Origin of the sequence: Methanohalophilus euhalobius, from assembly GCF_900215215.1 — an archaeon.
Lineage (GTDB): Archaea > Halobacteriota > Methanosarcinia > Methanosarcinales > Methanosarcinaceae > Methanohalophilus > Methanohalophilus euhalobius.
The window spans coordinates 31,169-44,084 of record NZ_OBDR01000001.1; the positions used below are offsets into that span (position 1 = coordinate 31,169).

At 43.6% G+C, this 12,916-nt stretch carries 16 protein-coding genes and 1 pseudogene; 15 read left to right on the forward strand and 2 right to left on the reverse strand.

Annotated elements, in window-relative coordinates:
- Positions 1-308 precede the first annotated feature (308 nt).
- From CP947_RS00175 to CP947_RS00245, 15 genes and pseudogenes are all read left to right on the forward strand, one after another.
- Positions 309-962, forward strand: coding sequence for a methyltransferase cognate corrinoid protein (locus tag CP947_RS00175; RefSeq protein ID WP_096711257.1), 654 nt, complete (start codon positions 309-311; stop codon positions 960-962).
- Between the two features lie 18 nt (positions 963-980).
- Positions 981-2,357: pseudogene (locus CP947_RS00180) on the forward strand (monomethylamine:corrinoid methyltransferase).
- Positions 2,358-2,538: 181 nt separating this feature from the next.
- Positions 2,539-3,924 (forward strand): APC family permease, encoded by a 1,386-nt coding sequence (locus CP947_RS00185; protein ID WP_096711270.1) that lies wholly within the window; start codon positions 2,539-2,541, stop codon positions 3,922-3,924.
- Positions 3,925-3,931: 7 nt separating this feature from the next.
- The gene (locus tag CP947_RS00190) at positions 3,932-4,225 is read left to right on the forward strand and encodes a monomethylamine transporter (protein WP_243641473.1); all 294 of its coding nucleotides are present in this window, start codon (positions 3,932-3,934) and stop codon (positions 4,223-4,225) included.
- 12 nt (positions 4,226-4,237) lie between these two features.
- Entirely contained in the window at positions 4,238-4,489 is a 252-nt protein-coding gene (locus CP947_RS00195; RefSeq protein ID WP_096711271.1) for a hypothetical protein, read from the forward strand.
- Between the two features lie 52 nt (positions 4,490-4,541).
- On the forward strand, positions 4,542-5,012 hold the full coding sequence (locus CP947_RS00200) for a class II SORL domain-containing protein (RefSeq protein ID WP_096711272.1): 471 nt from the start codon (positions 4,542-4,544) through the stop codon (positions 5,010-5,012).
- 130 nt (positions 5,013-5,142) lie between these two features.
- A complete protein-coding gene (locus tag CP947_RS10410) occupies positions 5,143-5,565 on the forward strand; it encodes a response regulator (protein WP_164909067.1) in 423 nt (140 codons plus the stop codon).
- A 95-nt stretch (positions 5,566-5,660) separates the two neighbouring features.
- On the forward strand, positions 5,661-6,185 hold the full coding sequence (locus CP947_RS00210; RefSeq protein ID WP_096711274.1) for a VIT1/CCC1 transporter family protein: 525 nt from the start codon (positions 5,661-5,663) through the stop codon (positions 6,183-6,185).
- 16 nt (positions 6,186-6,201) lie between these two features.
- Positions 6,202-6,639 carry a universal stress protein gene (locus tag CP947_RS00215; protein ID WP_164909066.1) on the forward strand — a complete coding sequence of 146 codons (438 nt, stop codon included), beginning with the start codon at positions 6,202-6,204 and terminating at the stop codon, positions 6,637-6,639.
- Positions 6,640-6,698: 59 nt separating this feature from the next.
- Positions 6,699-7,655, forward strand: coding sequence for a calcium/sodium antiporter (locus CP947_RS00220; RefSeq protein WP_096711276.1), 957 nt, complete (start codon positions 6,699-6,701; stop codon positions 7,653-7,655).
- Between the two features lie 44 nt (positions 7,656-7,699).
- The gene (locus tag CP947_RS00225) at positions 7,700-8,257 is read left to right on the forward strand and encodes a CBS domain-containing protein (RefSeq protein WP_096711277.1); all 558 of its coding nucleotides are present in this window, start codon (positions 7,700-7,702) and stop codon (positions 8,255-8,257) included.
- Between the two features lie 87 nt (positions 8,258-8,344).
- Positions 8,345-9,490 (forward strand): pyridoxal-phosphate-dependent aminotransferase family protein, encoded by a 1,146-nt coding sequence (locus CP947_RS00230; RefSeq protein WP_096711278.1) that lies wholly within the window; start codon positions 8,345-8,347, stop codon positions 9,488-9,490.
- 6 nt (positions 9,491-9,496) lie between these two features.
- The gene (ribC, locus tag CP947_RS00235; protein WP_096711279.1) at positions 9,497-9,961 is read left to right on the forward strand and encodes a riboflavin synthase; all 465 of its coding nucleotides are present in this window, start codon (positions 9,497-9,499) and stop codon (positions 9,959-9,961) included.
- A gap of 63 nt (positions 9,962-10,024) precedes the next feature.
- Positions 10,025-10,429, forward strand: a complete 405-nt coding sequence (gene ribH / locus CP947_RS00240) for a 6,7-dimethyl-8-ribityllumazine synthase (RefSeq protein ID WP_096711280.1) — start codon at positions 10,025-10,027, stop codon at positions 10,427-10,429.
- A gap of 21 nt (positions 10,430-10,450) precedes the next feature.
- On the forward strand, positions 10,451-11,593 hold the full coding sequence (locus CP947_RS00245) for a pyridoxal phosphate-dependent aminotransferase (protein WP_096711281.1): 1,143 nt from the start codon (positions 10,451-10,453) through the stop codon (positions 11,591-11,593).
- Here CP947_RS00245 and CP947_RS00250 read toward each other — a convergent pair.
- Positions 11,588-12,040 (reverse strand): adenylyltransferase/cytidyltransferase family protein, encoded by a 453-nt coding sequence (locus CP947_RS00250; RefSeq protein WP_165868943.1) that lies wholly within the window; start codon positions 12,038-12,040, stop codon positions 11,588-11,590. The genes CP947_RS00245 and CP947_RS00250 overlap by 6 nt on opposite strands.
- 55 nt (positions 12,041-12,095) lie before the next feature.
- Complete coding sequence (locus CP947_RS00255; protein WP_096711282.1) at positions 12,096-12,845, reverse strand: DUF1638 domain-containing protein; 750 nt, start codon at positions 12,843-12,845, stop codon at positions 12,096-12,098.
- Positions 12,846-12,916: the final 71 nt, after the last annotated feature.

Sequence of the window (12,916 nt, forward strand, 5' to 3'; positions counted from 1 at the left end):
ATGAGTTATACTCATCCCAATTTATACTTAATTTCCTGAAATTCATATTAGGAATGTTGGTTAAAAATCCTATTTTTTAGTAAAATGGCTGTAACTTAGTTTTCAAAAAACGTTGTCGATTTTGATGCCATGATCGCTTTGTTTACGTCTGTCCTTTTGAATTGCTTTTTGAATTTTTGAGGTATCTACCATTTTTATGCGGATTGAAAAAACGTGGTCGGCTAGGTTATATAAAATTGCTTTTTAAGTTCATTGTAACAGCAGCCTATGATATGACAGCTGCTGTACAGTTAGATATAGGTGATTTAATGGGAAAACAGGAAATGTATGATAAACTCAGAGATGCGATTGTCAACCAGGACATCAATGGTACTGGTCCCCTCGTCCAGGAAGCCCTGGATGCAGGTTTAACTCCTTTCGAGATCATCAATGATGGTCTGTCTGTGGGTATGAAGATCATCGGTGACAAATTCGAAGCCGCCGAAGTCTACCTTCCCCAGATAATGATGTCTGCCAAGGCCATGAAAGCCGCCATGGAAATTCTTGATCCACTCCTTGCAGAGGATGAGACCTCAGAATCCGTTGGAACCTGCATCAAGTTCGTCCAGGAAGGCGACATCCACGATATAGGTCACAGGCTTGTTGGAACCATGCTCGGTGCAAACGGTTTCACCGTTGTCGACATGGGTGTTGACGTACCCAACGACAAGGTCATCGAAGAAGTAGCAGCCCACAAAGGCGAGAAACTTCTGCTTTCCGGCTCTGCCCTTATGACCACTTCCATGCTCGGCCAGAAAGACGTCATGCGTCTGCTCGAAGAAGAAGGTCTGCGTGACTCTGTAAAAGTAATGTTCGGTGGAGCTCCGGTCACAGATTCCTGGATTAAGGAAATCGGTGCTGACGCAACAGCAGAAAACGCAGCAGAAGCCGCAAACGTGGCTCTTGACTTAATGAAAAAATAAAACAGGGAGGATTAATTTATGACATTTACCAAATCCGTAACTTGCTATGATTTTTATGACCGTGCCCAGACCGGTGAGAAATGCACCCAGGATGACTGGGACTTAATGACCATCCCGATGAAGTCAATGGAACTGAAGCAGAAATACAATCTTGACTTTGGTAAGGAATTTGTTCCAACCGACAAGGACCAGATGGAAAGGCTGTTCAAAGCCGGTTTCGAGATGCTTCTGGACTGTGGTATCTGGTGTACCGACACCCACCGTATCGTCAAATACACAGAAGACGAGATCTGGGATGCAATCAACAATCCGCACAGGGAATTCCAGCTTGGTAGCGGTCGTGACGCAGTCTACTGCCGCAAGCGTAGTGTAGGTGACAAGAGAAAACCAATCGTGCAGGGTGGTCCAACCGGTTCCCCAATATCTGAAGATGTCTTCATGCCTGTGCACATGAGTTACGCTCTTGAGAAAGAATGTGACACCATCGTCAACGGTGTAATGACCTCTGCCCGTGGTAAATCTCCTGTACCCGGCAGTCCTTACGAAGTTCTTGCATCCAAATCCGAAACCCGGCAGATCAGGACCGCCGCTTCCATGGCAGGTCGTCCCGGTATGGCAGTTTAGGGCCCTGAGACTTCTCTGTCTGCCCAGGGTAACATCGGTGCAGACTGTGCCGGTGGTATGAACTCCAACGACAGCCACGAAGTCTCCCAGCTGAACGAACTTAAGATCGATCTTGACGCAATCGCTGTCATTGCCCACTACAAGGGTAACAGTGACATCATCATGGATGAACAGATGCCAATTTTCGGAGGCTACGCCGGTGGTATCGAGGAAACAGCCATTGTCAACGTTGCCACGCATATTAATTCCATGGTAATGAGCAGTGCCAGCTGGCACCTTGATGGTCCTGTGCACATTCGCTGGGGCTCCACCAATACCCGTGAGACCCTTATGATCGCAGGTTGGACATGTGCCACCATTTCCGAGTTCACAGATCTGCTGTCCGGTAACCAGTACTATCCATGTGCAGGTCCATGTACCGAGATGTGCCTGCTTGAGGCTGCTGCCCAGTCCATGACCGATACTGCATCCGGTCGTGAGATCCTGTCCGGTGTTGCATCTGCAAAGGGTGTTATCACTGACAAGACTACCGGTATGGAAGCACGTATGATGGGAGAAGTCGCACGTGCAACCGCGGGTATGGATATCGATACTGTCAACCAGATTCTGGATAAACTTGTAGCAAGCTATGAAGGCGATTATGCCAACGCACCTGCAGGCAAGACGTTCCAGGAATGCTATGATGTTGCAACCGTTACACCGACCGAGGAATACGTCAAGGTCTATGACGGGGCAAAGAAAAAACTCGAAGACCTGGGTCTGGTGTTCTGAATGTGAAAGAGCCATTTTTATGGCTCTTTTTTATGTATTGTTTATAACAACAAATAGGAGGCATCCAAATGGGTACTTGGACTATAATTAACGGCGTCATTTACCTGGTATGTTTCGCCATGATCGGCTGGATGTTGCTTGATGCAATGAAGGTAGCGAAAAAATAATGGGGGAATATTGAATGACCGATGAAATTACTAATGATCCCTTGGAAGAATCTACCAGTCTTGTGAAGACACTAAGACCATACCATGTATGGGCACTTGGTGTCGGGATTGTGCTGGTGGGTGAATATATGGGATGGAACTTTACGGTTGCCAAAGGTGGTATATTGGGTTCCCTTTTGGCATTACTTGTTGCCGGTACAATGTATCTGATGGTTTCTCTTTGTGCAAGTGAGCTAGGTGCGTCTACCAAACTTGCGGGAGGACCTTATGACTGGGCAAGATTATTTGTAGGTCCCGGTGCAGCGGCACTGGTGGGACTTGCTGTTTATATGGAATACATCGCTCTGGAAGCCGCAGATTCCATTGTTGTGGCATCAATTGCAGAATCAATATTGCCGGAGATACAAGTATTCCCGATCACGCTTTTAGTGATCACATTCTTGACATTTATGAATTACAGGGGGGTTGTGGCAGCGCTCAACCTTAATTTCGCATTGAGTTTTACTGCATTCATTGCAATTCTTGTGTTCTTTGCCATGAGTATTACAGGTGTTGGAGGAGTCTGGAATCCGGGTAACTTAATATCCGGTGCTATTCCAAATGGCTTGATAGGAATTTTCGCTGCATTGCAATTTGGTCCCTGGTTCTATCTGGGTATAGAAGGAGCGGCTATGAGTGCTGAAGAATGTAAACATCCTTCCAGGGCAGTGCCTCTGGGTCAACAGGCAGGGATGATCACTCTTTTGCTTGCAGCCGGTATGACACTGTATGTATGTTCTGGCCTTATACCCACAGACCAGCTTGGTGTATCTGTCTATCCACTTTATGAGGCAGCCACTAACAGCGGTGTACAATTGCTCGTAGTACTTCTTGCAATAGGTACTCTCTTTACATGTCTTGCAAGTGCCAACGGTACTATCTGTGACTCATCCAGATCATGGTATGCCCTATCAAGGGACCAATTCCTGACTCCATGGTTCTCTGCTGTACATCCAAAATATAACACGCCTTACAGGGCTGTTATTTTCACTATGCCAATTGCGATCGCATTTGCATTCAGTGGTTTCCTGGATCAGGTTATCACATTCTCGATAGTATCCGGACTAGTGTGCTATGTGATGATTCCATTCTCCCTGATTCGTTTCAGAAAGATGTTCCCACAACACAACAACAAGGTGCGTCCATTCGTTGGCCCGTTGCAACCCTGGCTTGCATACTTCACAATATTCCTGGCACTTGTGATCATGTCAACCCTGCAGTGGGGATACAGGTATAATCTGATATTTGCCCTGCTGTTCTATGCGATTGCATATTTCTATTTCAACCGGAGATATCGGAGTTTAGAAGTTAGCCATGACTGGGGCGAAGAGATGGGTTGGCCCGAGCCTGTGAGGACATAAGGAGGTAATGATCTTGGAAGATAAACAAAAAAAGGAAAATGTTGATTCTGTAAGATACATGAGCAAACTGCGGCAGGACGCTCTTGTTGTGGTGGTTTTGATGGGTATTTTGTTCTTCTCAGAGTCATTCATCTTCTATACTATAATTACCACTGTATGGGACAGCACGCCTGAACTTTCAAGTATATTCCCGGTTTATGCGCTGTTCTTACTGCTGGTACTGGGTATAGGAACCGCTGCATGTCTAAGGGTGTATAGTTCTATAAAGGAGCATATGTATACATTCAGGTATTATGACTGAGGAGGATTAAATATGGCAGTTACTAGCAGGGGAAAGGAAAGAAGCGTATTCATGCAGATATTTGACATCTTGTTTATTTTTATAGTGGCAGGTATCTGTGTTGTACTGCCTGTTGTCCTGCAAGGTACCGTCCTTGTAGGCTGGGGGGAGTCAGGAGGCATGAAATTTATCTGGGATCCGGTGTCTTATTTCAGCCTGGTCGCTGTAATTCTGGTGTTCTTTGCCGTGGTACTTTTCCACTCGGTTAAGAATTACAGGTTCTGAAGTTGTCAGCAGTGCTGGCAACTTATTTTTTAATTAATGGGTAGGTGATACGATGACTGATAATATTAACCGTTTAAAAGATAAGGATAATCCAACGGAAACTGAAAAGAAACATATACCGGTAATCGAAGGACCGTCAATGATGACAGCAGGTGGTACCTATGAAGTAACGGTTTCTGTAGGAATTGAACCACATGTAATGGAAGAGAACCACTACATCGAATGGATAGACCTCTATCTTGCAGATCAGAAGATAGGCAGGGTGGAGCTGGGGCCATCTGCAGAAAAAGCAGAAGCTACATTTAACGTAACTCCTCATGAGGAGCTAATTGGTGAAAAAGAATTTGAGGTCTGTCACATAAGGGGTGTAAATGTTTGTGGAGATTGTGGTCTGACTTCTGTGATTACGGATTTTAAAGCAATTGAAAGTTGTAATGTCCATGGCCTCTGGGAATCTTCCATGGAAGTGGAAGTTATGTCCTCAAAACAAAAACCAGGCAAAAAATGCAGCTGGAAAGCTTGATAATCTATATTTGGGATTAAGATACCGGTCTTGCCGGTACTTTTTTTATTTTATTGCAACAAAAAACAAATGGCTATCTAAAAATTTACTTCATATATTTTTTTATAAATTAGCAAACCGAGGAATAATCATGAAATCCGGGGGCATATTGGTAGTTGAGGATGAAATGATCGTTGCAATGGGCATAAAACTCAAACTGGAAGAGATGGGCTATACTGTTTGTGGAATTGTGGCAGATGGGCAAACTGCTATAAATATGGCATCACATTTGAAACCTGATTTGATTTTGATGGATATTGTTCTCAAAGGCAATATAGACGGAATTGAAGCTGCCAAAGTAATCAAACAGAAATTGGCTCCTCATTTTATTTTCCTTACCGGTATCTCTGACAAAGCCATTTTGCAGCGTGTCCATGAACTAAAACCAGTGGGAACTATAATGAAACCCTTTGATGACTCACATCTGCGTAATATGATAGAAGCGGCTTTGTCTGAGAATCAATCCTCTTCTGAGGCTTTGGATTTTTCTGATTCCTGTGTTTTGTCAGGATGAAAGAACAAATCGAACCCTGTATGCAAAATTGTTATATTTTTTGTAATCATATACCTATGTCCTGATACGTGCTCATAAAATGTTGAGTGTCTTAAATGAAACCAAAATTCGATCAGAGTAGATATATTATCCTTGGCAGTATTGATGGAGTACTGGCAGTACTTGGTGTTGTCATTGGTGCTTCGAATGTTTCTTCTAACCCTGACCTCATAATAAATGCTGCTCTGGGAGGTGCGCTTGCTCTTGCAATGACCAATGGGCTTGGTTCTTACCTTGCAGAAAGTGCGGTAGAGTATGGCCATCTTGCTGATCTTGAAAAACCTCTCTTACGCAATCTCGAATCTACAAGTCTTGAAAAAGAAACCCGCAACAAAATATTGTATGATACTCTAGCACATGGCGGTTCCAGTCTCATTGGTTCTCTTGTGCCGATATTGCCGTTTGTATTTCTGGAAAATTATGCACTGGAGGTCTCAGTTGGATTAAGTATAATTGTCTTGGCTGCTCTTGGAATGTTTTCCGGCAAAATAGCCCGGCAGAACCTGATACTACATTCTGTCCGAATGGTCGGGCTTGGGATACTTGTCGTAATTGTTGTAACTGCTTTTGGACTTACATGAGATGGATGATGGTAAAATGAAAGACATAACGTATCGTAACATTCTGGTGCCAATTGATGAAACGAAACTTTCCCAAAAAGTGATAGACAATGCATTGCATATTGCTTCTATGGAAAATGGACGCATTATTGTAATATATGTGGAAGAGCCAGACAACTTAAAATCATTCCCGGATGAGTTTCAAGAAAAACTTGTCGATCTGATTACTAAGAATATAGAAGCCAATCTGGAATATGCGGCAAAGCAATCTGAAATACATGGCATAGAGTTCCATATCCGGGTTGTTAGAGGCAGGAATCCGGGTCGTGAAATTATCAATATTGCAAAGGAAAACAAGGTTGATCTTACTGTAATGGGGACAGAATCATTGCGTAGCGATCCTTTTGGAAGTCTCACACGATGGTTGATTGCTGCCGATATAGGGCCTGTACTTGTTATTACTGCGGGTGACTGAAAAATTTTAATCGGTTAAGTTTTATATTCTCTATTAACCATATTGCGCTGATCCCAAAAATGCAGCAATATACTTTACCTCTTTTTATAGTAGGTCTGATCTTTATTACAAAAGGTGCTGACTGGTTTACCGAGTCTGCAGTCTCAATATCCCAAAAAAGTGGCATTCCTAAAATGATTATAGGAGCGACTATTGTTAGTTTCGCAACGACTGCACCGGAATTTGCTGTTTCTGCATATGCTGCCTATCTGGGCCATACAGGTCTGACAGTTGGTAACGCTGTAGGCTCTGCTATATGCAATGCTGGCCTGATCCTCGGAGGGGTAATAGTCTTACGCTCGATTCCTGTAGAGGATTCCTCTTTTTTAAAAAGGGGTGCATTTATGATTGTATCGGCTTTGCTGCTGATTGTAGTATCCATTGACGGCATGCTCACACCTGTTGATGGTATACTTTTACTGGTAGTTTTTGTTGTTTTTCTCTATTACAATTACAGACTTCAATCGCTGCTCTTTGGGACAAATGAAGAAGTTAATGAAGAACTTGGCGAAATATCCAATTCGATTTCAAAAGATGTGGTTTTTTTTGTTCTTGGTGCTGCTCTTGTGGTGGGTGGCAGTCGTATCCTGATTGATTCCGGTACTGACATTGCTATGTGGCTTGGTGTTCCCGAAATGATAATCGGATTGACCCTTGTAGCATTTGGGACATCCCTTCCTGAACTGATAACTGCTATTTCAGCTACTCGTAAGGGACATAATGACCTGGCCGTCGGTAACATACTTGGGGCAAATACGATGGACATAGCACTTATATTGGGTGCTTCTTCCCTTATCAGTGAACTTCCGATACAGAATCAATCCCTGTACTATGATTTTCCTGCAATGTTGTTAATTATGGGAATGATTGTATTTTTTGGATTGACAGGTCGCAAGCTTGCGCGCTGGGAGGGGGCTGTTATCTTAGCCACTTATATTGCATACGTGGGAGGTCTTTTCTTTTTCTATATGCAATAAATAAGCAATTGCTTAAATAATAAAATTCACATCAATAGTACTAAATGATACTGCCAACTGCCCAATCCATTAAGCAGCAAAGAATAGAGCTAGGACTTACACAGAGCGGCCTGGCAAAAAGAGCCGGTGTCAGCCAGCCCCTTATAGCAAGAATAGAGGCGGGTGATGTTGATCCGAGGCTATCGACCTTGAGAAAAATATTTGATGCTTTTGACCAATCTGAAAAAGAAAAGATATGTGTCAGGAACATCATGCATACCCTTGTGGTTTTTGTATCTTCCGATGAGTCGGTGGACCATGCAGTCAGTATCATGCAGGAGCATGGTTATTCTCAGGTTCCTGTGATTGATAATGGTGTGCCTGTAGGCAGTATTTCAGAGGACACGTTTGTCAAGTCAATGGCTGAGAAAAAAACCGCCGTGATATCCAAAATGAAAGTAGGGGATATGATGGGTGAATCTTTTCCGGCAGTTTCTCCTGAGGCTGATATTGGTATTGTATCTACACTGCTGGAGCGCTATCCTGCAGTTCTGGTGCTTGAAAAGGGAGTTGCTATCGGATTTATCACCAAGCACGACATAATTAAGTTGCTACATGGATAATTTTGTTAATTCTGACTGTTTAACTACAGTTAAATATTAGCGCTACATTAGGTGTGGATTAGTTAAAAAACTATTAGAGGAAAGTCTATGGACCTTGAAGATAATTTATTAATGATGCCGGGCCCGGTACCAGTACCCCCCAGGGTTCTCAGGGCAATGTCCAAACCGATGATCAATCATCGTGGAGCACAATTTTCTGGAATATATGATGACTGTCGTCGTATTCTTGCTGACGTATTCGAGACAGAAAATGATATTTTTGTGTTAAGTAGTTCAGGTACCGCTTCTATGGAAGCTGCTGTAGGTTGTATCGCAGACAAAGATGACAGGATAATCTCCATTGAGAATGGTAAATTCGGGGAGCGTTTCAAGGATATTGCATCCAGATACGGTTCTGTCGTTCCTCTGGAATTTGAATGGGGTTCTTCCGTGGACCTGGATATGCTTGAAGCACAACTTCAGGAAGGAGCAAAGGCCGTTACCATGGTTCACAACGAAACCTCCACAGGTATACTGAATCCTGCAGAACAGGTCGGCAAGCTGGCAAAGAAATATGGGTCCCTGTTTGTAATGGATGGCGTAACCTCCCTGGGTGGAGATAATGTATTTGTAGATGATTGGGGAGTTGATGTAGCAGTGGTTGGTTCCCAGAAATGTATTGGTGCACCACCAGGTCTTTCCATGCTTTCTGTAAGTGAAGCTGCATTTGACGCAATGGAAAAAGAAAGCCTTCCTTATTATCTTGATCTCAAAGCCTGTAAAAAGAGTGCTGACAAGGAAAAAACACAAACTCCTTACACACCTGCCATTCCTCTTTTCTACGCCCTGCAGGAATCCCTTCATATAATTGAAGAAGAGGGAATGGATGCCAGGATAGAAAGGCACCATAAGGGTGCAGCTGCTGTGCGTGCGGCGATGGATGCAATGGGTATCGAGATGTTCCCGCAGCTCAATGAATACAGTGCATATTCCAACACTGTCTCGGCAATGAAGGCCCCGGCGGGTATGGACAGCGAAACCCTTAAAAAAGAAATGATGAAATCCGGAATTACAATTGCAGGCGGACAGGCCCATCTTAAGGGCAAGATTTTCCGTATTGGAAATATGGGCAATGTAAGTTACAGGGATATTCTCAGTACTCTCCAGCAGATTGAGGTAGTATTCAAGAAGAGGGGAGTGGTTTCAGACCTGGGTCCTGCAACAGAAGCTGCAATTGAAGTATTGTGTAAATGAGATATTATGAAAATCATAGGTATTGTAGACACGACGTTTGCACGTTTTGATATGGGCAGTGCTGCTGTGGATGAGATCAAGCAGTATGTTTCAGCCCGTATAATTCGGATCACAGTTCCGGGTATAAAGGACCTGCCGGTGGCTTCCAAAAAGCTTATCGAGGAGCAGGGCTGTGAAATAGTCATGGCTCTGGGAATGCCCGGTGCTGCGGAAAAAGATAAAATGTGTGCACATGAGGCTTCCACGGGTATCATCCAGGCCCAGCTTATGACAAATACACATATAATAGAAGTCTTTGTTCACGAAGATGAAGGCAAGGATGAGAAGGAGCTTGCTTTTCTTATGGAGAACCGTGCTCGTGAGCATTCCCGTAATGTCGTGGACCTTCTCTTTAAGCCTGAGAAACTTGTAAAACAGGCAGGTACGGGCCAGAGGCAGGGTTTTGAGGATGTAGGAAGCCTGCGTGGATGAGGGTTTGATTTTATAATTTATAAGTATGATTAGGAAGCAAAATCTGCATTGGAGAACAATATAATGACAATCAGACTGGGATTTGTGGTAGCGGAGTTTAACAGGGATCTGACCTACCAGATGGAATTGCTTGGTATAGAACATGCGAAATTCCTGGGCGCGGAAGTGACAGATACCGTTCTTGTGCCCGGTGTTTACGATATGCCGCTTGCAATCAAGAAACTTTGTGAAAAGGATGATATCGATGCAGTTGTAACCATTGGTTCGGTGATAGAAGGTGCCACAGGTCACGATGAGATAGTGGTCCAGCATGCCTCAAGAAAGATTACCGACCTTTCTCTGGAATACAACAAGCCTGTCACTCTGGGCATTGCAGGTCCCGGTATGAGTCGCATGGAGGCTCACCAGAGGGTCGATTATGCCAAGAGGGCTGTAGAGGCTGCGGTAAAACTTATCAGGCGTCTCTAAATCTATTCATAGGGGCTATTAATGGCATCTTCAAGATTGGCCCGAGTGGCTGAATCCCCGACAATCCGTATAGCCAATATAGCAAATAAGCTCAAGCATGACGGCATTGATGTAATTAGTTTCAGTCTGGGTGAACCTGATTTTGATACTCCCGGCCACATCAGTGATGCTGCATGCAAGGCGCTTTATAGCGGAGAAACTCATTATTCTCCCTCTGCGGGTATCAAACCGCTGCGCGAAGCTATAGCCAAAAAATTACAAACAGAGAACAATCTGAATTTGGATGCATCCAATGTGATGGTTACACCGGGAGCCAAACAGGCAATCTTCGAAGTTATGATGTCTGTACTTGATGATGGCGATGAGGCTGTCCTGTTCGACCCTGCCTGGGTTTCCTATGAACCATGTATCAAATTTGCAGGAGCAAATCCTAAATGGGTGTCTACAGATCCGGAAAATGGCTTTCTTCCTTATGATATTGGAGATCACATTACAGATAAAACTCGCCTGATAGTTGTCAATTCCCCTTGCAATCCCTCAGGTGGTGTATTTGGCAAGGACAAATTAAAGGAAATAGCAGACCTTGCCATTGATCATAATCTGCTGGTTCTCTCCGATGAGATTTATGAGAAGATACTTTATGATGAAAAACACTACAGTATCGGTGCTATGGAAGGGATGCAGGACCGCACTATTACTGTAAATGGCTTTTCCAAATCATATGCGATGACAGGCTGGAGGCTAGGTTATGTCGCTGCCAATGAAGCTTTCCTCCATGATTTCCAGAAAATCCAGTCACATTCTGTCAGCAGTGCTACAACGTTTGCTCAATATGGTGCCATTGAGGCACTGGAAGGTGACCAGCAACCTGTTGAGGACATGGTAGCCGAATTCAGGCAACGTCGCGATATCCTTGTAGATGGGTTGAATGATATCGGTATACATTGCAGCCGTCCCAGGGGTGCATTCTATGCATTTGCGGATGTAAGCGAGTATGGGGATGGTGAAGAGATTGCTGAGAAATTACTTTCAGATGCCCACGTTGCTGCTACTCCCGGTTCGGCTTTTGGCCCAAGTGGTAACAATTTCATGAGGCTTTCATATGCCATTTCACAGGAAAGGATAAGAGAAGCTCTTGAAAGGATTGAGAATTGCCTTTTATAATTCTGTTCTCTTTCTTTCCAGGATTCTTTTTATAATTCTGCCACTGCTGCAAAAGGGACATTGCCGGGGCTTTCCGAGGCGAACTACCTTTGTCTTGAATCCTCTTTTTTGAAGTTTATCTTCGAGTTCGTTTTCATCGAATACCTGGTCGTGGCCCAGTACGATAATATCCGGTTGTACCTCTTCGAGGGGTTTGAACATATCTTCTTCGCTTCCCAGCAGGGCATGGTCCACAACCTTTAAAGCTTTAACCATTTCAAGCCGCTGTTTTTCAGGAACTATGGGTTTAGGCTTATGTTCAATTGTTGAGTCCCGTGCAACAAGGACATATAGTTCACTGCCATACTTCCGGGCCTGTTCCAAATAGTAGAGATGCCCCGGGTGAAGTATATCAAAGGTTCCTGTTGCAAGTATGCGTGTCAATTCATCACCTGAATAATTGTCCACTAAAGAATGGAATTACCTTTAATAACTTTATGGAAATGGCCCGTATACTTTTCGGTCAATATAACTCCTTTTTGAAATTGCTGTAGCACTGCTTTAATGTGTTCAGGTTTGCCGGCACATGCAGTATATCAAAGTCAAATAAATCCGCGAACTCATCGACCTTTTGATGGAAATCCTCTTCGTAATTAATTCCTGTGTCAACCTTTGCTACATGCTTGTAACCTATTTCATTAAAGACATATCTCGATGTTTCAATGTCGTTTTTATCTTTGCTAAATCCTGAAGAAACGAGCATATCCCTCCAGTTAGCTGCCCACATGGGGGTCAGGAAAAAAGTCCCCTCTCCTTTGAAACTCTTGAGGGTGTCAAGATATTTCTGTCTGCCGCCAAGCACGGCACCAATACAGTCATCGATTGTTTCCCCGTTATTTTCTCTTAGTATTCCCACCGGACAGGGATGATCGGCAAAATCCTGCTCTATGTCTGACAGTACATTGCCACACAATCCGTAAAAAAGTAAGATACCATCGGAGATGGGTGTCAATCTCTTGGTATTTGTGTACACCTCGTCCTTGAGATTTTTTGGGATTGCATGCAGGGCAAATTCAAGTATCTGGATAACTATATTGAATTGGTTATCAGGCAATGGGTTATTCAGCAAATTCACCATGGTTTTTGTTTCAACATCCACTCCTGCTTTGTTGAGTTTGTCCCTGATACCATAAGATTCATCATTTTCGACTATGATCACATTGTCTACCGAATTATCCTCTTCTATGAGATATGCTATCTCATTTTCGAACATTCTGCAGGCTATTATTGTTAGAGTTGACAGGTTAAATCACCTGTATAAAATAGAAAAGGGAAAGGATTTAA

Excerpts from the sequence above, each read along its gene's own strand:
- CP947_RS00175 (WP_096711257.1), top strand. The coding sequence starts at position 309 with ATGGGAAAACAGGAAATGTATGATAAACTCAGAGATGCGATTGTCAAC.
- CP947_RS00185 (WP_096711270.1), top strand. The coding sequence starts at position 2,539 with ATGACCGATGAAATTACTAATGATCCCTTGGAAGAATCTACCAGTCTT.
- CP947_RS00190 (WP_243641473.1), top strand. The coding sequence starts at position 3,932 with ATGATCTTGGAAGATAAACAAAAAAAGGAAAATGTTGATTCTGTAAGA.
- CP947_RS00195 (WP_096711271.1), top strand. The coding sequence starts at position 4,238 with ATGGCAGTTACTAGCAGGGGAAAGGAAAGAAGCGTATTCATGCAGATA.
- CP947_RS00200 (WP_096711272.1), top strand. The coding sequence starts at position 4,542 with ATGACTGATAATATTAACCGTTTAAAAGATAAGGATAATCCAACGGAA.
- CP947_RS10410 (WP_164909067.1), top strand. The coding sequence starts at position 5,143 with ATGAAATCCGGGGGCATATTGGTAGTTGAGGATGAAATGATCGTTGCA.
- CP947_RS00210 (WP_096711274.1), top strand. The coding sequence starts at position 5,661 with ATGAAACCAAAATTCGATCAGAGTAGATATATTATCCTTGGCAGTATT.
- CP947_RS00215 (WP_164909066.1), top strand. The coding sequence starts at position 6,202 with ATGAAAGACATAACGTATCGTAACATTCTGGTGCCAATTGATGAAACG.
- CP947_RS00220 (WP_096711276.1), top strand. The coding sequence starts at position 6,699 with ATGCAGCAATATACTTTACCTCTTTTTATAGTAGGTCTGATCTTTATT.
- CP947_RS00225 (WP_096711277.1), top strand. The coding sequence starts at position 7,700 with ATGATACTGCCAACTGCCCAATCCATTAAGCAGCAAAGAATAGAGCTA.
- CP947_RS00230 (WP_096711278.1), top strand. The coding sequence starts at position 8,345 with ATGGACCTTGAAGATAATTTATTAATGATGCCGGGCCCGGTACCAGTA.
- ribC (WP_096711279.1), top strand. The coding sequence starts at position 9,497 with ATGAAAATCATAGGTATTGTAGACACGACGTTTGCACGTTTTGATATG.
- ribH (WP_096711280.1), top strand. The coding sequence starts at position 10,025 with ATGACAATCAGACTGGGATTTGTGGTAGCGGAGTTTAACAGGGATCTG.
- CP947_RS00245 (WP_096711281.1), top strand. The coding sequence starts at position 10,451 with ATGGCATCTTCAAGATTGGCCCGAGTGGCTGAATCCCCGACAATCCGT.
- CP947_RS00255 (WP_096711282.1), bottom strand. The coding sequence starts at position 12,845 with ATGTTCGAAAATGAGATAGCATATCTCATAGAAGAGGATAATTCGGTA.